Genomic DNA, 17,856 nt, shown 5'->3' on the forward strand with positions numbered 1-17,856 from the left:
CACCGTGGCAGTGTCAGCCTCGCGCCGCGCGTTGTGCGCGGTACTCGGCGACGTTCACCCCGCCGACGCCCCAATCCGTCAGCGCTACTTCGTCGATCACCACATAGGTGCTGTCGGGCGACTTGCCGAGCACCTCGAACAGCAGATCGGTGACGCCCTTGATCAGCTGTCCCTTCTGCTCCGGGGTGACCCCTTCATCGGTGACCTTAGATACGTTCATATAGGGGGAGTAATAGCCTGACCTGCCCAGACGTGGCCCTGCAATCGAGTCGGGCGCCCAACTTGAAAGGCCGTCGCATGACCGTCACTGTCCAGCACGTCTTGACCACGAGTAAGAGTCGCCCGCGCCAGATGCACATCCTCGCCCGCGCTCTCACCGATCGGTATGAGGTGCCCTTCGAGGCGACCTACGAGTCGGCCCGCGGGTGGACGATGTCGTGGTGCAACGGTCCCACCGAGGATGAGATCCGCGGCGCTCTCTCCCGCCTGTCCGCTGGCCTGCCCGCCGTCACTTCGCTGCGGCTCTACCGGGGCCACACCGATCTGTCCGAAGCGGTGTCGCTGCTGATGTGGATCGATGCCGACCCGACTCATCTGTCCGATCTGTCGAGCTACTGGAGCACCCGAGAGGCATTCGGATCGACTCGATACCCAGAGCGGGCGCCGGAGGCGTGGATTCTCCGGGCGCAGAAACTGCTCGACTTGGGCCACGTCCACACCGCTGGCCTCGCGTGGCTGCGTTCGCACACCTGGGTGCAAGTCCTGGCCGGGCTTGATGGCTAGGACAGTGGCCGCAGGGAACGCGAAAGGTCCGCACCACCCCCGCGAAGGGTAGGCGCGGACCGTCGCCCAGGGTAGCGCCGTTAGGCCGCCACGCCAACGCGCTCGCACACCTCGCGCACGTCGCGCGCCATCCCGGCTGGCGGGGACTTCCGCAGCGCCAGCAGCATGTCGCGGGCATACCCGTTGTAGCTGATCGTCTCCGGCGCGGTGCGCTGCGCTCGGTCGAGCAGGGCGAGCACAGCCGCCTTCTCGTCACGCTGGTCGTATGCGCGGGCCACTTCGATCAGGTGTCGACTCCGCCGCGGCACCGACGGGATCGCCTCAGCGTCGAAGGACCTCGCCGCGCGTAGCGCCTCACCGCTCCGGCGCAGGTCGACACCAAGCGTGACAGCGTTCGCGCCCTGGATTGCCTGCGAGAAGCTGGTCTGCACGTGGCGGTAGTCTGGGCCCAGCATCTGCGCCCAGCGGTCGGCCCGGTCCCACGCCGCCCACGCTTCGCCATGGCGCCCGCGGCGGCCCTGTACCAGGGCGGCCTCCGCTTCGAGGGCGCCCGTGATTCCCCGCCAGTCGTCCGGCGTCTCGTCGCGCTCGACGTACGGGGCCAGAATCTCGGTGCCGGAGTGGATCAGGCTGAGGGCTTCGTCCCAACGGCCGGAGTCGCGCAGCGCCTGCACCATCCCCCACGTCGAGCAGGCAATCAGGTACGGGTCATCGGCCTCGTACGCCTGCTCGAGCGCGCGGTCGGCGACCATCCACACAAGCGCGGCGTCGCGTTGGTAGGCGACGTAGAAGTCGGCGAGCTGGTAGACGCCGGCGAGCACCGCACGAGCAGCACGCCGGTCCGGACCAGGCGTACGCGCGGCCAGCTGGGCGTCACGGATCAGGTCGGGCAGCAGCTCACCAAGCGCAGTCCGGTGATCCGGGGTGGAGTGCCGCACCTCCCACGCCAGACGCAGACGCTCGGCCAGGTGCTCGACCGGCTGCGCGCCGTCAGGTGCTGGTAACCGGAACTCGGTGAGGGCGGTCTGAACCTGGCGAAGAGCGGGGTGCTCACTGCCTGCATAGAGTTGCACCGACACAGCGTGCCCGTTACCGGTCAGATCGGCCAGGTCCGACAGGCCAAGCGCGTCGGCGATTTTCAGCAGCATCGGGAGTTTCGGCGTCTGCAGCTTGCCGGTCTCGACCGACTTCACCCACTCTTCGGACCGGTCGACCAGACCGCCGAGAACCTTCCTGCTCATGCCGATTCGCTCGCGTCGGATCTTGATGCGCAGCCCTACGGATGCCGTCTCTTCCATGTCCTCGACCCCTTCGCGGCGGGTGGAGATGATTGCTTTCAGAGTACGGGGATGGGGGTACATTTCGTACCCCTTCCCCCCTGCGGCCGACCTTAGCGTCAGTGGACTACACACGCCGGACTACCAGCAGGTAGTCCATTCCCGCCGCGAAGGGGAATCCGATGACTGTGCGAGTAGCACGCGAAACCCGAGCCGCGATGGATCGCGGGCTCGTCCTGCGCACCCTCCTACCTGGTGGCCAGCTCACCCCCGATGTACTGTCCGCCTCCGCCGGGCTGAGGCTGCGCCGTGTGCGACGGGCTGTCGAGACGCTGCACAGTTGGGGGATGCTGCGCCAGGCACGACACGGGACCGCCTGGGAGATCACCTCGCGCGGCCGCGGGTACGCTGCGACCTCGATCGGCCGCGCTTCGATGGATGTCCCTGGTATGGCGGTGGCGGGATGACCCCCGACGAGATCGCCGCCGACGACGCGCTGCTCGACCGCACCGTGCTCGTAGACGGTTGGCCGCACGAGCAGCCCGACGAGCCGCTCGGTGTCGAGGCGGCGCACCAGGCATGGCAATCCCACGCGCCGTGCTCGATGGCCTCCTGTGCCCGCAAGCGCGCGGCCTACGCGTCGCTCGTCGAGGCGAAGCGCATCGTGCCCGACGAGCGAGCGGAGTACCGGTGAGCGACGACCCGCGCGCGCTGGCGAAGTCGGCTGGGGTGATCGAGGCGATGCGCATCGCCACCGCATCGCAGCGGGCCGCCAGCCGCGATGCTGCGGCGGGATGGCTCCAGCGCGACGACGGCTCGTGGTCCGCAGTCGGCAACGACGGACGCGAGCGACCCATGGCGACCCGGCCCACAGCCGATGACGAACTCGCCGCCGATCTCTCCGCGGCGCTCGCCGCGGTGGCCGACCCCGGCATCGTCGACGTCGAGCCGCTGTACTCCCCCGGCCTGCGCCACGTCCTCGAGATCGCCGAGCGAATCGCACGGGACCGGGGCGCACAGACCGTCGAGATCGACGACCTAGAGCTGGCCCTCGCCGGATGTGGCCGAGGGGGTGAATCGCCCGGCCGACACCCGCAGTAGCGAACCAGATCCGCCCGCGCGATCATGTACCCGACCGCGCAGCCCACCGAGAGGAGATGCCCGTGGTACCCGCGACAGTGTGGCGCTGGAAGCCGACCAACGGCACCGGCGTACTGCTCACCGACGACGGCCTGCACGTCTGGTTCCACGTCTCCGATCTCGACGGACTCAAGCACCGCGATGTGCATGAGGGGCTGCCGGTCGACGTCGTGATCGACTGGACACCACAGGACAAATACTCATGTCGAGCAGCGCACGTTCGTCCATCCTCACCACTCTCGGCGCCATAGCCGCGACCCTTCTACTCGCCAGCACCGCTGGTGCCCAGGTCCCGGCCGACGCCGTCTTCACCCCCGCTAATCAGTCCTACGAGAAGAAGAACAATCACGGCCGGTTCACCGCCGACGTGGTGTATTCGGCCGAGACCGGCTTCTCCAATCGGATGTTCTGGACCCTGGTCCTCGACCCGAGTGTCCAGGTACTCATCGCCGGAAACACGATGTCATGCGTGGCCTCGGTCGACGGTATGCCGGGCTACCACGACCGGCACGAAGCGGTGCCCGCCGACTACAAATGGCACAGCACCGTCAAAGATCTCGCCCTCGGCACCGTCTACACCTGGCGCGCACACTGCGCGTTCGGTACCAGCCAGGGGCCCGGCGAAGTGAAGTTCGCCGTCAACTTCGTGATGAACACTTAGCCCTGCACATGACGAATGCGCCCCGCCAGGACGGAAGCCCGGCGGGGCACATTGTCGTCACCGCGCTAACACATTGGCGATGGCGGTCGATCAGTCGGGCAATGAACATCTACAGCAGCGGGGGGCCACCGTGGCGATCCAGAAGATGACGAAGCAGACGCGCTGGAAACTGCTTGTGCTATTCGTCGTCGGGCTCTGCGCATTCGCGATCCTGCCAACCGTCCTCGACGCATTCGACGACGAGCAACCGGCACGTGCGGCCGCCACCACCCAGCGAACCATAACGGTCGCAGCGCCCGCGCCCGCTGTCACGTCGGCGCCGCCGGCCAGCAGCGCGCCGGTCAAGCGCGGCGAGGCGAGCTGGGCGCCCGGAACGTTCAGTGTCGGGTCATCCCCCAGCGGCGGCCTGCTGGCCTCGATCCCGCCAGGCAGGTATCGCGCGGTGCCGGTCACGGCTGGTGGATTCGTGATGCGGTGCTCGGCGCTGCCCTGCACACCGAACTACCCGCAGAATGTCGTCGCCACCGAATGGGTTGTGAGCGAGACGGTTCTGGACCTGGAGCCCACCGACGCCGCGGTCTTTACGCTCGAGGTTCGCCTGGTGGCGACGGCGTAGGCCTGGCGCTAGATATCCGCCGCAGACCACGCATCGATGGACCATCCTCGTGTGGTCGAGCTCGCGAAATTGGTATTCGCCACGGTCACGATGCCGACGTAGCGGGTGGTCGCGCCGATCGTGATCACGTTGCCGCTGTCGGTCCACGTCACGGCCGGGGTGCCGCTGCCGTTGAGATACACGCTGTAGACGTTGCCGACCGCGGTCATCCGCACCGGGGTGGGCGACGTTGCTGACGCGGTCGCCCGTGATGTCGACGTGCCGCCGATCCGGGTGTTGATGATGACCTGGTTATTGGTGATCGCGACCTCGACGCGGTCGCCGCCGCTGGTCGAGCGCAGGAACGCCGCGCCGCCGAGCGACGTTGACGAACCAGCGGTCGCGGTGATCGGAGTCCAGATCACCTCCTGGGTATCACTGCCCAATGGCGTGACGTGCCGGGCTGCGTAGACCACGGTCGAGTTCACACTAGGGGTGCCGGCCTCGGCGCGGTTGGTGATGATCGTCGGCGCGGTCCCGATCGCCACCCAGTTCGCACCGAGTGCGCCGTTGGCGCGGTTGAAGTCGTCGGAGAGGGACACGCCGACCTTTTCGGCAACCGCCGACAGCGTGCCGGAGCCGGTGAAGTCGGCCGCGACGACACGGGTTTCGACCGACACGGCCAGGGCGCCGGAGCCGGTGAAGTTCGCCGCGGCGGAGTAGCGGAACGAGGTGGTCGCCGAGAGCGTGCCCGCACCGTTGAGGGCTGCCGCTACAGGGATGCCACCCATGGCCGCGGCCGCGAGTGTGCCGGAGCCGGTGAAGGCCGCGGCGACGGGCACCGCGATCGCGCCGACCACGGTGCCCGACCCGGTGAACGGCGCGTCGGTGGTGCCGACCGGAATCACCGACGCGGACAAAGATCCGCCACCGGTGAAGCCGGCGCCCAGCACGCGACCGGGGTAGGCGAGCGCGGCGAGCGCACCGGTGCCGCCGAACCGCGCGGGCAGCGAGCCGGGGAGCTCGACCGTGCCTTCGCCGCCGAAGGCCGCGGTGACGGCGACCTTGATCCGGATCACCGCGGTGAGCGTGCCACGTCCCGAGAACTCCGGGTACAGGCCAGGCTTCGCGATCACCGCGCCCACGACCAGGCTGCCGCCGGTGAAGTTCGCGACCACGCCGTCGGGGATCACCACGCCGTCGGGCACGCCGGGGATCTCCTCCACGCTGGGCAGCGGCGCGTCGAGCAGCCACACCGTGACCGGCTCGTCGGCGTACTCGACGCTGGGCAGCGGCGCGTCTGCGCGCATCAGCTCTGCGTGTAAGAGGGCGTTACCAAAATCTGCCCTTGGCTGCCGAGCGTGGTGCTGGTGATGGCGACCTTGTCGATGAAGGTGCCGCCCGACACCGCGGTCCACAGACCGGCGTAGGTGTAGGTACCGGCTGGCACGTCGATCACGACCTGGCTGCCGGTGAGCACGCCGCCCGATCCGGACGTCCAGGTCGACTGCTTGCGGGCGTAGGCAGGGGTGCCGCCCGATGCCTCGGCCGTGCCGGTGGTGCCGGGGTCGCTGGTGTGCAGGGACACCCAGACGGTGCCCGCACCGCCCTGGGTCTTGTAGGTATCGGCGAGTGCCTGCCGCGTGGCGGCGACTGCGATAGCCATGGTCTCCTCCTGAAACGACGAAACCCCCAGCCGAATGGCGTGGGGGTTGGGGAAATTCGGGGGTGAGCGGTGAGCTACTGCTGGCGGACGACCTGGCCGTGAGCCCACATATAGGGCAGCGCGGGCGCGGTCGGATAGGTCAGATACATCCGGTAGCGCGAGTTCTCCGGGATCGTGTCCGTGGTGGCGGGGACGATCGCCCAGGCGATCAGGCCGGTGCTGATCGAGGTCGCGTCCCATGTATCGAGCAGGGTCGTGTACGTGGAGTCCCACAGCTCGACCCGCGCCTCCACGCCGACCGGAAAAGGCTGCGTGCGCGGCTTGATGTGGTGGACGAAACCCGCGGCGGCGGACAGGATGATCGCCCGATGCCGCGGCCGGTGGCCCGCGTCCTCGCTCACGACTCGTCCTGCACGCGCACGGTGTAGCCGCCGAGGAACTGCAGCGCCAGGAAATGGCAACCGTCGATGTACTCGGGGCTGTCGGGGTCGCCAGGCAGGACGAAGCTGCCGGGCAGCCTCATCACCGACTGTCCGTCGACTGCGCCCGAATCCGGCAGCGCGCGAACGGTGACCGTCTCGGGGAACTGGTGGGCAAAGCCCTCCTGGACGTAGACGGTGACGAACTCGGTCGGGCGCCCGGCGATCACGGCGGGCGGGTCGAGCTGCCAGCAGCGGGCTGATCCGGGAAACCCGCCGACTTCGGCAAGATGCAGTGTGGCCGTGGCCATGTGGTCCTCCTAGTCGGTGATGTATTCGATGACGGTGACCGCGCCGCCAGCTCCGGACGCCGACGCTCCGCCGCCGCCCGCCGGGAATCCGCCCGCGCTGCCAGCGTTTCCGCCGCCGCCGGACTGGCAGGCCTCCCAGAAGACCGGCAGGGTCCCGCCTGCGGGCACCAGCCCGGACCCGCCGCCGGTCGATCCGGAGCCCGCTCCCCCGCCGCCGCCAGCCAGCAGGCGCACGACGCCGGACGTCACGGACTCGCCGGGCTGGCCCGATGCGCCGCCGTTGCCGCCGCGCATCCCGGACACGAGACCGCCGGCACCGCCGGAGCTTCCGCCCGCACCGCCTGGCGCGGCGAGAAGATCGCCGAACGCCGAGCCTCCCCCGGGCCCGCCGGAACTCCCGCCCGCGCCGACGATGATCGCGACCGAGTCGGGGACTTGTGTCGAGGCGAATCGCTTCTGGGTGGCGACGGCCGCGCCGCCCCCGCCGCCGGTGGACGCCGAGCCCGCGCCGCCTGCCGCGCGCAGGATCACGTCCAGGCCCACGAGGTGAGCGGGTTTCGTCCAGGTCGCGTTCGATGTGTAGACGGTGAGGACCGCGTACACGTCAGCTCATCCGCTCGATGACAAACAGCTGGCCGCGCGCACCGTTGCCGCCGTTGCCGCGGGCGCTGATGTCGCCACCACCGCCACCACCACCGCCTGCGGGGATGGCGCCACCGGCTCCGCTGGATCCGCCGCTCGAGCTCCCACCGCCGCCACCGCCGCCGGTCGCGACGACGTCGGATGGCGGCGATCCGGGGTTTCCAGGGGTACCGCCGGGCGAGATACCGCCGATGCCACCAGCAGCGGGCACGCCGCCGGCGAAGCCCATGCCACCGCCACCGCCACCGCCGCCGCCGTTGAGCGAGAAGCCCGAGATGCTGTTACCTCCGGCGAACGGCGAGTTCTCGCCTGCGCCCGAACCTCCCGCGCCGCCGCCAGCGCCGCCGACGATCATGCCCGCGCCGCCTCCGCCGCCGCCGACGTTGGCACCGGCGGTGTAGACGGACAGGCCGCCGACGCCGCCCCCGGCCGTGAGGTAGGAACCGAAGCTGGTGTTGCCGCCGCCGGTGCCCGCCTGCGCGTCGCCCGTACCACCGGCCCCGCCCGCGCCGATCACGATCGAGATCGGGTCGAAGTGGCCGCCGGTCATCGGCAGCAGACTGGCCGGGATGGTGGTGTGCACCTCGCCCCCGCCCCCGCCGCCGCTGCCGACTCGCCGGTTACCGGCGATGATGTCCCAGCGGCCTGCGGCCCCGCCCGCACCGGCGCCGAGCATGATGACGTCGATCGAGACGATGCCGTCAGACGGGGTGTAAGTGTTGTTGGAGGTGAAGACGATCGCGTTGCCCTGCAGGATCAGCTGATTGAACGCGGCCTGCAGCTCGGTGATGCTCTGCGAGTGGTCGTTAATCGTGGGCAGCTGACTGACGAAGTCGTCGTTCACCGTGCCGAAGATCGCGTCGACAATGGTCGCGAACCCGCCGAGCACCGCGCCGATCGCGCCCGCGATCAGCGACAGGATCATCCCGACGAGCATCCCGCCGAGGCCGGGCCAGTTGGATCCCTGCATCGCTTCGCCCGCGATCTTGTCCGTGACCGCGCTCTGCGTGAGGCCGCCCATTCCGGGAATGGACCCGTTCGCCGACAGTCCCCAGTTGCCGGGCTGTGCGCCGCCCGAGTAGCCAGGGAAGGTCATACGACCTCGAGCGGCGGCGGCGGGGACACTGCCACGCCCAGCTCGCGCAGCTTGGCCACCAGCTGCTCATCCCACTGGCTATGGGCAACGGCGGCCACGCGGCGGCGGGCGGCCTGCGCTTCGAGATCGCCTACCCTGCTCTCCATCTGGGCGACCCGCGCGTCCGCCGAGGCGGCCCGTGCGTCGGCCGCAGCGGTCGCCTTCTCCGCGATCGACGTGGCCAGCCTTTCGAGCTTGACGACGTTATCGACCCGCTGGCCGCGCCGCCCGGTGACAGCGCGCATGAGCTCGGTGATCACGCCACCGCCGACTATCGAGCCGAGGATTGTGGCCCATTCCTGCACGTCATCACCTCCTGTTCGCGCGAGCACTGTCGTCATCGATCACTCCTCCCGCACATCTCGGGCGGGGGTCACAGGCGTCACCGCCGGGCGGATGAGTAGGCCGGCGATGAGCGGCGCGGCGAATCCGTATAGGGTCATGACCGGTTCGATCCATGACACGTCGATGTTCTTGCCGACGATGAAGGCGATGACGCCGGAGACGGTGACCAGGATCGAGCGGACCAGCGCGGGCTCGGGGACGCGGGAGATGCTCATGCCGAACCGCCGTTGCGCAGGTGCTTGGCGAAGGCGTCGCGGAGCGTGAGCTCCTCGCCCTTGTCGTTGCGGCCGAGCGAGGACTCCTCGCCCCACACGGGCAGCTTCGGGCCGAGCTGCTCTCGGATGTACTTCACGTTGTCGAAGAGCTCACGCTGCTCTTCCGGGCTGAGTGCGGCCAAGGTGTCCTCCTCAGGTAGCAGCACCGCGCCGAGTGCGCGGGCGTGGTTCCAGCGGTTGATGCGGTCGTCGAGGCCGTTGTCGCCGCCGTTCACCGCGCGGCTCGCGCCGACGATGTCGGCCGCGTCGGCGTAGCGGTTCATGGGTCGGGCGACGGTCCAGTACCAGGTCACGCCAGCGAAGGCGTACCGGTCGGTGCCGAGCTCAGCGGGGTTGTCGACGAAGTACGTCGGCGTCGGCACCAGCCCCTCGGCGTGCGCCCAGGCCGACACCGCGCCGTAGTTGTGCCGACCGGTGATCTGGATCGGGCCGCGGCCCTTGAAGCGGCGGCCGTCGCCGGGCTCGGTGTTGCCGAGGTCGGCGCGCCACTCGTAGTCGGAGCCGTCGCGCAGCTCTTCCATGTAGCGCAGGCCGACCGACTCGTGCCCGACCTGCGCCATCCACATCGCGGCGCGATCGACGGTCGTGCAGCGCGCCGCGCGCAGCGCCTCGGAGACGGCGGGCAGCAGCTCGCGGTACCGCTCGAGCGGCAGCGCCGCACCCATCGCATCCGACAGCACCTCGGCGGTGAGTCCGGGCGGGGGCGGAGGGGGCGGGCCGATCGGCGCGGACGCGTAGCCCTTCGGCGGGATGAGCGTGCCGAGCTGGGCGAAGCTGAGCCAGTACCCGTACGGTCGGAAGCCGGAGTCCGCGATCCAGACTGTGCGCTCGCCGCCCTCGTCCGAGTAGCCCATCACCGCGATGTAGTGGTAGACGGTCCCGCCGGAGTACGACGGTGAGATCGAGCCGCGGACGCCGCGCGGGTAGTTGTCCACCGGCGCCACGATGTTCGCGATGACGCCGTGGTCGGCCTCGATGCTGGAGACGATGTCTCGCCAGAGCTGCTCGATCTGCTCGGGCGCGGCCGGGTCCATCTCGAGGTAGCGCGCCTCGTACACGTCGCGGCCCAGGTGCGCGTTCAGCACCGGCACGATCAAGCCGACGTAATCGGTTCCGTTCCAGGTGGTTCCGATTTCGCGGGCGAGCTGGGACTCCTCGACGACGATGCCGAGGGACTGCAGGACGGTCTGCGCGGACGCGGGTCCGCACCACCAGCCGGTCTCCTGAGTGACCCAGCGCCGGTCGTAGGGCAGTACCTTCTCAGCCATTCTTGCCACCTCCGTGCTGGGCCTGGATGTGCGCGAGGATGTCGCCGATGGCCGCGGCCTGTGACGCCATCGCGTCGCGCTTCTCGGGGTCGGTCATGTCGGCAATCTGCTGCGCGAGACCGGGATTGAGCCGCTGGAGGGTGGCCTCCATGTCGGCGGTGCGTCCGGCGCGCTTGGCCTCGTGCTTGTCGTACTCCTCGCGCGAGACCCACTGCACCGGCGCGAGCCAGCCCAGCGGCGCGCGCTCCTGGTCGACGACCGGGAACAGCGTTTGCCTGCTCGGGTCGTAGACCAGGCCGAGCGCGGTGAGGAACTCGCTCCAGCTCGGCACGACCTTCGGCGGGATCGGGACCGGCTGGCCGCCGCTCTGGTGCGAGGGCATCGAGCTCAGTGCCCAGGCGAGAGCCTGTTTGGGGTCGGACATATCGAGGTGCTCGAATCCGGGCGGCGCCGGTGGGTACTCCATGAATCCCTCTTCCGTGCTCATGAGACGAGGTGGACGCCGATGTTGGAGATGGTGGTCAGCGCCTTGGACAGCAGCCGCGAGCTGCGCTCGGCCTGCGACATGGCGGCCTTCGCCTGGCCGACGGTGACCTTGATGTCGAGCGCCTTGCCCGCCTCCCAGTCCCACGAGGGATCGATCTCCTCGACCTGGTCGACCCAGATCGCGTCGGAGACGTAGCCGTCGACGGAGCCCATCCGGTCGCCGATTCCGAAGTGCACGCCGGGCAGGTGAGGCCCGCCGAAGCCCATCGAGAATTGGTGCGCGCTCTCCGACTTCGTGGCGAGGAACCCAGCACGGAGAGCGGCGATCGCAGACAGCGACCAGGCGTTGTTCTCGGCGCCCTGGTGGAAAACCTCGTAGAGATGGACCCATCCGAGGTTGTGGCCGCGAGACAGGTTCTCCCACTGGAGCCAGGCGAAAATTGTGCCGATCAGGAATGGCATCGCAATATCGGCGGCGATCGCACCGAGACCGGAGAATCCGGCGAGCAGGAAATACCCGATCAATGCGGCCGTGGATTCGATCGCGAGCCGGGCGAGGCTGTCGGCCAACGGATTGTCGCCGCCGACGATCACGCCCACCGCTGTCGCTGGTGACCACACCAATTGCGATGATTCGATCGATGTCCATTCCGAGTCTCTCACCACCAGCCAGGGGTGGCCGGGCAGTGTGCCGAGGAAGCCGGGCCGGTAGTACTCCTCGGGGTGGACGGTCTGGTCGTCGGTGACGAGGATCTGCGTGTCCTCGACGAAGCCCGACAGGAAGGACTGCACAGTCCGGGCGAATCCGCCGGCGACGCCGCCACCGGTGCCGGTGCCGTCGGGACCCCAGTACCCCGATTTGTCCTGCACTTCGAGGATCAATGCCCCATTGGCGACGACCGGCACGCCCGGGACATCCGAGACCTCGCCATCGACGGTCAGGCACCGGCGGTAGGTGAGCACCAGCTGCGCGTCATCGAGTGCGTCAGCGATGACCTCGTCGAGCCGATTCATACGCGTAGCGAGGATCGTCCACAGCGAGCTGTCATCCAGATCGAACGGCTTGCACTTGATGAGGACTTGCCAGTCGGACCAGTCGACCAAGTCGTCGTAGCTGTCCATCGCGAAGGGGTCGTCCGGCATCGTATATAGGTTGCCGTTCAACCGAATTAGGTTGATCAGGATCAAAATGGAAATTGCCCATTTCGCCGGGGCGAAAATGGGCAGTACACGCGGAAATTGGAAGAGCCATATGGGTAGTACCGGATTCGGTGGACCGAGCATGAATTGCAAGAATTGTAGGTCGTCGATGAATGTCGCTTCGAGATAGCGGATTCCGCGGCCGTCGCGAATCACTTTCCAATTCTTGAGCAGCCCGGACCACCGCAGCTTGCCGCCCATGAAATCGACGGTGATCACGACGTTCTTTTTCGCTTCGGGGTCGTTCGGGATCGAGACGAGCCACCGGGCGAGGTAGTGATCGAGGCGCAGCTTGAGCGTGCCCGCGGTGCCGAAAGCGTTCTTCTTGAACGGGAATCGGCCCGCGATGTTGTCGCGCGCGGTCCCGCGCAGCACCAGCCCGGCCTCGCCACTGGGCTTGTTGGCCCACAGCCGGACCAGCGGATCGGCACGCTTCATGGCGCGATGGACCTCGCGGGTCTGGTCGCACTGCGCGCGGAGGCGCGGGATGTCGGCGAGCGTGGTCGTCACAGCGTCACCCCCAGTGGTCGGCTGTATCGGCGCGGGATCGTGAGCGTCACGGCCGCACCAGGATTCGCACCGGTGACGGCCACCGGCACCGAGGTCGACTTGGTGTGCGGCGCGATCGGGTACAACATCCCGTTGCCCTGCGTGCGGGCCCAGACCGGCGCACCGTTGGCGGCGACGTAGGGCTCCTCGTCCGGATCGACCCACACATCGCAGTCCTCGCCGGGCAGCAGCACCGGCACCGGGACTTTGCGGATCACGTCGGCGAGCAGCGGACGCTGATAGGCGAGCTCCTGGCCCCATGAGTAGTCGGGCAGGATCCAGGCGCCCGGCGCGGTGACGAACCAGCGCGGCCAGACCACGACGTCGCCCAGGTTCTCGACATCGAAGTTGACTCCCCCAGAGGTCCCGGACTCCAGCTCCCACTTGAGCTCGATGTCGGGCCCGTACCAGAATTGCTGGCTAGCAGCAGCGTTGATCAGCAGCGTCGAGGCCGAGTACAGGTGCGGGTCGCGCCCGCTCTCCCAGGGTCCGTTCTCCCATGGGACCGGCTCGGACAGCAGGCGCAGATCCAGGCGGCGAACGTCTGCGCCGGTCTGGTTGTAGATCGCGAACTCGTTGTCGTACATGCCGAGCGCCATCCGGAAGCGGCTGTCGATGTCGCGCCAGTGCGATGGATTCTCGCCGACGATGTTCACGGCGAAGGTCGGGTCACGGCGCTCGAATTGCTTGCCCTGGTAGAACTGCCGCGCGGCGCCCTGGACCCAGAAGGTTTTCGCGGGCGCATCGATAAGACGCTTCGGGCCGGGCCGCAACTCCACACCCTGGAGTCCGGCGTCCGGGCCGGACAGGTCCCAGCGGGACCCATCCACCCCGATCATCCAGATGATCATCTGGTCGGTCATGAGAACGCCGCCAGCGGTCCCATGGACTGCATCTCGACGTGCCGATCCTGCTGCCGGAACAGCTCTTCGGGATTCATCACGTAGTTGTCTCCGTGGTAGTTGACCGACCGGTCGTAGGTCGCCGACCGCGTGCTGGTCGACGACGACGCCGCGGCGCCGAAGCCGGTGGGCAGGCTCGGCACCTGGCCCGCGTTGATCGCCTCCAGCAGCGGCGCGTACCGCTGCGCCGGGTCGGCGGCGACGACGAACTCGTCGGGCATCAGCCGCGCGTCGACGCTGTCGCGGCCCGGGACTCCGCCGGTGACCCATCCGCCGGCGGCGTAGCCGCGGCCCTGTCCCCATACCCCGGCCGGCGAGCCGTAGCGCGCCTGCGTGTAGAGCACCGCGGCCGCGATGTTCGCGCCCGGATTCCAGATATCGTTCGGGTACAGGCTCGATCGGTAGCTAGCGAACGTCGGGTCGATGACCTGCATGAGGCCCTTGGACGGCGTGCCTTTCGCCGCGTTGGAGTCGCTGTTGTTCTGCGCGTTCGGGTTGCCGCCGGACTCGGTGCGCATCTGCGCCAGGCCGAGGTCCAGCCACACCGAGGCGGGCTTGGCCAGCGCGTCGAGCACTCCGGCGAAGGTGCCGCGCCACTGCTCGACACCGCCGTCGGCGCTGTAGGTGACATCCGATCCGGACGACTTGGACGACGAGCTGCTGCTCGTGCCGTCCTCGACCGCGACCTCCTTCGGCGTGTAGCTGTAGTCACCGGTCGGCGTGGAGCTGGACGAGCTCGAGCTGCTGCCGCTGTAGTAGTCGACCGCAGTGTTCAGCGCCTTGTTGTAGGTGTTCGACGACGACAGGATCGAGTTCTCCAAGCCGAAGAACGACAGGATCCCGGTGGCGATGATCTCGCCCGCTTTCGCGCCGATGCTCTGCGCCGAGTAGCTCTCGATCCCGGTGCTCGACGAGCTCGAGCTGCTGGACGCGTTCGTCGACTCCAGCGAGTTCTGTGCCTTCTGATACGCGCGGTCAGCGGCGAGCTTGTCGGCGTCGGTGCTGGACGGGTCGTTGTAGACCTGGTTCCGCTTCGCATTCGCCTGGTCGACTGCGGCTTCGGCGTCGGCGCGCTCCAGATCCGCTGTCGACGCCCGGCCCGGCGACGCAGCCTGGGGCGCCACCGTGGTCGCCGAGGCGGTGCCGTTCTTCTTGTTCTCGAGTTGCTGTGCCTTGTACCGCGCCTCCTCGACCTTCAGCCGGGCCTGGCGCTTGTCAGCTTCGGACGCACCGGCCTTGGCCTCGACCTTGGCCGCCGCCTCCTCGGCCTGGGTCACCGCGGTCAGCGCCTGCTGCAGGTCGATCTCCTGCTTCTCAGTCCACTCGACCGCGCCACCCTTGGCCATCGGCTTGATGAGTCCGGCCTGCAGCGCCGCACGGAATCGGTACACCCCGCTCTGGCCGCCGAGCTTGTCGACGTCGGAGGTGGTGAGCATGTGCTCGCCGGGCATACCGAGGATCGGCACCGAGTCTTTGCCGGGGATGCCGCCGGTGATCGGGCCGCCGAGGGCGCGGCCGGGCAGCCGGTTGCCGTTGGCGTCGCGCGGGTACGACTCGGGCGACTGATACGACTTCTCCTGACCGGGACCGGCCGCAGTACCCGCGGTGCCGATCTGGCCGTTGACATTGACCGTGACCAGCTTGGTTTCCGGCTTGGTGATCTGGGCGATCTGAGCCCTGGCCGCGGCGTCGTCGAGGGTGATCTTGACGACGCCGTACGGCAGCTCCTCGACCTGATAGCCGAGCTCCTTGAGCTTCTGGATCTGCTCCGGCGAGTTCGTCTGAACCTCGACCATCTTCGCGTTCGGCACGCCGGTGACCGCCAGGCCGAGCTCTTCGAACCTGCGCCGGCCTTCCTCGGTCAGGCCCCAGGTGTCGCGCATCGCGTCGTTGCCCTGCTGCCAGTTCTTCCGCGCCTGGCCGAGGGTGGAGTTGGTGTTGTTGAGCTCGCCGCCGAGGGTGGCCGCAGACTCCGCGGTGTCGCCAAGCTGGCGCTTGAGCTCGGCGAGCGTGACGCCCGAATCGCCCGCGGCCTGGCGGTACTTCTCCAGCGCCTCGGGCACACCCTGGAGAGCCTGCGCGATCTCGGTATCCGAGAGCTTGGTCTGGGACTGCGCGAGACTCCACCAGCTGCCCCCGACTGCGTCGTCGCTGAGGATCTCCTGGGTCAGGCGCTGGTTGATCCGGGCCCGCCCTGCGGTATCTGTGAGGCCGGCGTCGAGGAACTCCTTGGCCGAGTACCCGAAGGTGCTGGCGCGATCGAACACGTTGCGCCCGTTCTCGACCGATCCACCCTTTTGCAGGTTCTCCACCACGGTCTGGCGGGTCTGCTCGGTGATCGCGCCGGTCTGCTCGTCGAGGGTGCCCTTGAGCTCCTCGAGCTTGCGCTTCTGCTCGGCCGCTGCCTGCGCCGCCTTCTGGTGCGACTGCGCCAGGAGGCCGAGGCCGACCGTCGCGCCGATCAAGGCGATGCCGAAGATGCCGCCCGCGCCGAGCATCGCGCCAAGTCCGCCGAGCGCCTTGCCCATCGTGGAGGTCGCCGAGCTGTTGGCCATGCCCGCCTGGAAGGTGGACAGCGCGCCGCCCGCACCGGTGATCGCGCCCTGCAGCAGGCCGAAGATCGGAGCGATCGTGCGGAATGCGAGGTAGCTGATCAGCAGGGTCTTGACGATGCCGTCGTGCGAGGACAGCAGGCTCGACGCCGCGGTGAGGAATGGCAGCAGGATCCCGGACCATGCCTGCGCTGCTTCGTATGCCGTGCCCATGAGCGAGCCGACCGAGGACAGGATCGGCTTCCACCGCTCGAGCTGGTCCGCGCCCTCCTGGAAGAAGGTCCGCATTTCGGCCTGGCCCTCGTTCGACTTCAGCCAGACCGACATCCGCTCGGTCAGCCGGTCGACTGTGGTCAGGAAGGTCTCGCCCTCGCCGCGGCGCGCACGGAAGATGCTCGACAGCGACGACCCCAGGTTGCCGATGACCGACATCAGCTGGCCGGCCGAGGTGATGCCGCGGTCCATCCAGATCCACAGCTGACCGGAGTTGGCCGACCGGGTGATGAAGCCGTCGAAGGTTGTCGCGGCCTTGGTGAGCGAATCCGTCAGGCGCGGAAGGAAGCTGGAGCCGGTGGTCGCGAGCGTGCGGATCGAGCTGATGATCGGCACGACCGCGCCGTTGAGCTTGCCCGCGGCCTCGGCCGTGTTGCCGAAGATCGTCGCCGTCGCTGCGGTGGATCGCGGGCTGGACAGCTCGCCGAGGCCGGTCTTGGCGATCACATTCAGCGATCGCGCGACCTTGTTCATGCCCTCGTCGAGCATGGGCAGCTGGGCGCGGGTCAGGTTGGCGATCGGCTCGGAGAGTCCGACCAGCGTGGTGTCCTGGACCCGGTCCTTGATCCGGTCCCACTCCGGACCGAAGCCCTTGAGGGTGTCGACGACGCGCTTGCCCTCCGCCGAGAGCTGCTCGTAGGCCTTGGCCGCCTTCTTCGGCGAGCTGCTGAAGGCGTCCTTCATGTTGTCGAGGCCGACCGACAGCGTGAAAGCGCCAGCGGCCGCGCCCGCGAACAGGCCGGGCAGCAGCGCGATGTTCGCGCCGAGGGTCTGCACGTCGGCGCCGATCGACGCGATCAGCGACGCGGCGGCGGGCAGCGCCGCGATGCCGAGCGCACCGGCGTTCAGGATCCCGGCGCCGAGCAGGCCGCTACCACCGCCCGCACTCCCCCGGCCCAGCGTCGACTGCAGCGCGGCCAGCTGCGCGGCGGCCGCGGTGGTGTCGGCGTCGACGTCCATCGTGTGGGTCTCGTGCGCAGCGCGCAGCGCCTCGATCCGGAGGCCGGCCGCCGTGGTGTTGGCGTCGACGTCCATCGTCATCCGCGAGTACGCGGTACGCAGCACCTCGAACCTGGCTGCCGCCGAGGCCGTATCGGCATCGACGTCGACGCTGACGGTGATGCCGTCGAGCTTCTCGCGGATGCGAGCCTCGGCAGCGGTCAGGCTGGCCTCGGTGACCTCGACGTCGACGTCTACCGTGGCCTGGATCTTCGCGAGCTCGGTCTCGAGGTCAGTCGCGAAGGTGGAGGTGTCCGGCTCGATCTCGACGCCGAGTTTCGCGTCGACCTTCTCCAGCTCGCCGCGCAAGGTCTCGACGAACTTGCGGAAGTCCGGGGTGATCTTCACCGAGGCTTCGCCCGCGGAGTATGTGGCCAC

Annotated in this window: 21 protein-coding genes; 6 read left to right on the plus strand and 15 right to left on the minus strand. The window is 68.6% G+C overall.

The genetic code is table 11. The features are described 5' to 3' along the window. Window positions 1-13: 13 nt before the first annotated feature. Window positions 14-220: a tautomerase family protein gene (locus tag NV348_RS03605; RefSeq protein WP_447145683.1), complete on the minus strand. Its 207-nt coding sequence runs from the start codon at window positions 218-220 to the stop codon at window positions 14-16. A 77-nt stretch (window positions 221-297) separates the two neighbouring features. On the opposite strand from NV348_RS03605, the gene NV348_RS03610 reads away from it, so the two are divergent. Beyond that, window positions 298-783, plus strand: coding sequence for a hypothetical protein (locus tag NV348_RS03610; RefSeq protein ID WP_447145684.1), 486 nt, complete (start codon window positions 298-300; stop codon window positions 781-783). 80 nt (window positions 784-863) lie between these two features. Here NV348_RS03610 and NV348_RS03615 read toward each other — a convergent pair whose 3' ends face one another. Further along, window positions 864-2,144 (minus strand): helix-turn-helix domain-containing protein, encoded by a 1,281-nt coding sequence (locus NV348_RS03615; protein WP_447145685.1) that lies wholly within the window; start codon window positions 2,142-2,144, stop codon window positions 864-866. A gap of 379 nt (window positions 2,145-2,523) precedes the next feature. On the opposite strand from NV348_RS03615, the gene NV348_RS03620 reads away from it, so the two are divergent. The 5 genes from NV348_RS03620 to NV348_RS03640 all read left to right on the plus strand — a co-directional run bounded on the left by NV348_RS03620 (window position 2,524) and on the right by NV348_RS03640 (window position 4,477). Then, window positions 2,524-2,754 (plus strand): hypothetical protein, encoded by a 231-nt coding sequence (locus tag NV348_RS03620; RefSeq protein ID WP_447145686.1) that lies wholly within the window; start codon window positions 2,524-2,526, stop codon window positions 2,752-2,754. Next, a complete protein-coding gene (locus tag NV348_RS03625) occupies window positions 2,751-3,161 on the plus strand; it encodes a hypothetical protein (RefSeq protein WP_447145687.1) in 411 nt (136 codons plus the stop codon). Before NV348_RS03620 ends, NV348_RS03625 begins: the two co-directional genes overlap by 4 nt. A 62-nt stretch (window positions 3,162-3,223) precedes the next feature. Continuing rightward, complete coding sequence (locus NV348_RS03630; RefSeq protein ID WP_447145688.1) at window positions 3,224-3,451, plus strand: hypothetical protein; 228 nt, start codon at window positions 3,224-3,226, stop codon at window positions 3,449-3,451. After that, window positions 3,403-3,861, plus strand: a complete 459-nt coding sequence (locus NV348_RS03635; protein ID WP_447145689.1) for a hypothetical protein — start codon at window positions 3,403-3,405, stop codon at window positions 3,859-3,861. The genes NV348_RS03630 and NV348_RS03635 overlap by 49 nt, the downstream gene beginning before the upstream one ends. A gap of 79 nt (window positions 3,862-3,940) precedes the next feature. Next, the gene (locus NV348_RS03640) at window positions 3,941-4,477 is read left to right on the plus strand and encodes a P-loop NTPase family protein (protein ID WP_447145690.1); all 537 of its coding nucleotides are present in this window, start codon (window positions 3,941-3,943) and stop codon (window positions 4,475-4,477) included. Between the two features lie 8 nt (window positions 4,478-4,485). On the opposite strand, the gene NV348_RS03645 is transcribed toward NV348_RS03640, so the two are convergent. From NV348_RS03645 to NV348_RS03705, 13 genes are all read right to left on the minus strand, one after another. After that, window positions 4,486-5,766, minus strand: a complete 1,281-nt coding sequence (locus NV348_RS03645; protein WP_447145691.1) for a hypothetical protein — start codon at window positions 5,764-5,766, stop codon at window positions 4,486-4,488. Further along, complete coding sequence (locus tag NV348_RS03650; protein ID WP_447145692.1) at window positions 5,766-6,122, minus strand: phage tail fiber protein; 357 nt, start codon at window positions 6,120-6,122, stop codon at window positions 5,766-5,768. Before NV348_RS03650 ends, NV348_RS03645 begins: the two co-directional genes overlap by 1 nt. Window positions 6,123-6,196: 74 nt before the next feature. Beyond that, window positions 6,197-6,523, minus strand: coding sequence for an LtfC-like domain-containing protein (locus tag NV348_RS03655; RefSeq protein ID WP_447145693.1), 327 nt, complete (start codon window positions 6,521-6,523; stop codon window positions 6,197-6,199). After that, on the minus strand, window positions 6,520-6,852 hold the full coding sequence (locus NV348_RS03660; protein WP_447145694.1) for a hypothetical protein: 333 nt from the start codon (window positions 6,850-6,852) through the stop codon (window positions 6,520-6,522). The genes NV348_RS03655 and NV348_RS03660 overlap by 4 nt, the downstream gene beginning before the upstream one ends. A 9-nt stretch (window positions 6,853-6,861) precedes the next feature. Then, window positions 6,862-7,455, minus strand: a complete 594-nt coding sequence (locus tag NV348_RS03665; protein ID WP_447145695.1) for a hypothetical protein — start codon at window positions 7,453-7,455, stop codon at window positions 6,862-6,864. A 1-nt stretch (window position 7,456) separates the two neighbouring features. After that, window positions 7,457-8,590: a hypothetical protein gene (locus NV348_RS03670; protein ID WP_447145696.1), complete on the minus strand. Its 1,134-nt coding sequence runs from the start codon at window positions 8,588-8,590 to the stop codon at window positions 7,457-7,459. Beyond that, window positions 8,587-8,970, minus strand: coding sequence for a hypothetical protein (locus NV348_RS03675; protein ID WP_447145697.1), 384 nt, complete (start codon window positions 8,968-8,970; stop codon window positions 8,587-8,589). Before NV348_RS03675 ends, NV348_RS03670 begins: the two co-directional genes overlap by 4 nt. 3 nt (window positions 8,971-8,973) lie before the next feature. Next, on the minus strand, window positions 8,974-9,189 hold the full coding sequence (locus tag NV348_RS03680; protein ID WP_447145698.1) for a hypothetical protein: 216 nt from the start codon (window positions 9,187-9,189) through the stop codon (window positions 8,974-8,976). Beyond that, window positions 9,186-10,517: a C39 family peptidase gene (locus NV348_RS03685; RefSeq protein WP_447145699.1), complete on the minus strand. Its 1,332-nt coding sequence runs from the start codon at window positions 10,515-10,517 to the stop codon at window positions 9,186-9,188. Before NV348_RS03685 ends, NV348_RS03680 begins: the two co-directional genes overlap by 4 nt. Next, a complete protein-coding gene (locus tag NV348_RS03690) occupies window positions 10,510-11,004 on the minus strand; it encodes a phage gene 29 protein family protein (RefSeq protein ID WP_218721380.1) in 495 nt (164 codons plus the stop codon). The genes NV348_RS03685 and NV348_RS03690 overlap by 8 nt, the downstream gene beginning before the upstream one ends. After that, complete coding sequence (locus NV348_RS03695) at window positions 11,001-12,713, minus strand: Gp37-like protein (RefSeq protein ID WP_447145700.1); 1,713 nt, start codon at window positions 12,711-12,713, stop codon at window positions 11,001-11,003. The genes NV348_RS03690 and NV348_RS03695 overlap by 4 nt, the downstream gene beginning before the upstream one ends. Next, on the minus strand, window positions 12,710-13,615 hold the full coding sequence (locus NV348_RS03700; RefSeq protein WP_447145701.1) for a hypothetical protein: 906 nt from the start codon (window positions 13,613-13,615) through the stop codon (window positions 12,710-12,712). The genes NV348_RS03695 and NV348_RS03700 overlap by 4 nt, the downstream gene beginning before the upstream one ends. Further along, complete coding sequence (locus tag NV348_RS03705; RefSeq protein WP_447145702.1) at window positions 13,612-17,856, minus strand: lytic transglycosylase domain-containing protein; 4,245 nt, start codon at window positions 17,854-17,856, stop codon at window positions 13,612-13,614. Before NV348_RS03705 ends, NV348_RS03700 begins: the two co-directional genes overlap by 4 nt.

The organism is Nocardia fodinahabitans, assembly GCF_052983615.1.

Bases quoted from the DNA above. Each gene is read 5' to 3' on its own strand.
- NV348_RS03605 (WP_447145683.1), bottom strand. From the start codon at position 220: ATGAACGTATCTAAGGTCACCGATGAAGGGGTCACCCCGGAGCAGAAG.
- NV348_RS03610 (WP_447145684.1), top strand. From the start codon at position 298: ATGACCGTCACTGTCCAGCACGTCTTGACCACGAGTAAGAGTCGCCCG.
- NV348_RS03615 (WP_447145685.1), bottom strand. From the start codon at position 2,144: ATGTACCCCCATCCCCGTACTCTGAAAGCAATCATCTCCACCCGCCGC.
- NV348_RS03620 (WP_447145686.1), top strand. From the start codon at position 2,524: ATGACCCCCGACGAGATCGCCGCCGACGACGCGCTGCTCGACCGCACC.
- NV348_RS03635 (WP_447145689.1), top strand. From the start codon at position 3,403: ATGTCGAGCAGCGCACGTTCGTCCATCCTCACCACTCTCGGCGCCATA.
- NV348_RS03640 (WP_447145690.1), top strand. From the start codon at position 3,941: ATGGCGGTCGATCAGTCGGGCAATGAACATCTACAGCAGCGGGGGGCC.
- NV348_RS03645 (WP_447145691.1), bottom strand. From the start codon at position 5,766: ATGCGCGCAGACGCGCCGCTGCCCAGCGTCGAGTACGCCGACGAGCCG.
- NV348_RS03650 (WP_447145692.1), bottom strand. From the start codon at position 6,122: ATGGCTATCGCAGTCGCCGCCACGCGGCAGGCACTCGCCGATACCTAC.
- NV348_RS03660 (WP_447145694.1), bottom strand. From the start codon at position 6,852: ATGGCCACGGCCACACTGCATCTTGCCGAAGTCGGCGGGTTTCCCGGA.
- NV348_RS03670 (WP_447145696.1), bottom strand. From the start codon at position 8,590: ATGACCTTCCCTGGCTACTCGGGCGGCGCACAGCCCGGCAACTGGGGA.
- NV348_RS03675 (WP_447145697.1), bottom strand. From the start codon at position 8,970: ATGACGACAGTGCTCGCGCGAACAGGAGGTGATGACGTGCAGGAATGG.
- NV348_RS03680 (WP_447145698.1), bottom strand. From the start codon at position 9,189: ATGAGCATCTCCCGCGTCCCCGAGCCCGCGCTGGTCCGCTCGATCCTG.
- NV348_RS03685 (WP_447145699.1), bottom strand. From the start codon at position 10,517: ATGGCTGAGAAGGTACTGCCCTACGACCGGCGCTGGGTCACTCAGGAG.
- NV348_RS03690 (WP_218721380.1), bottom strand. From the start codon at position 11,004: ATGAGCACGGAAGAGGGATTCATGGAGTACCCACCGGCGCCGCCCGGA.
- NV348_RS03700 (WP_447145701.1), bottom strand. From the start codon at position 13,615: ATGACCGACCAGATGATCATCTGGATGATCGGGGTGGATGGGTCCCGC.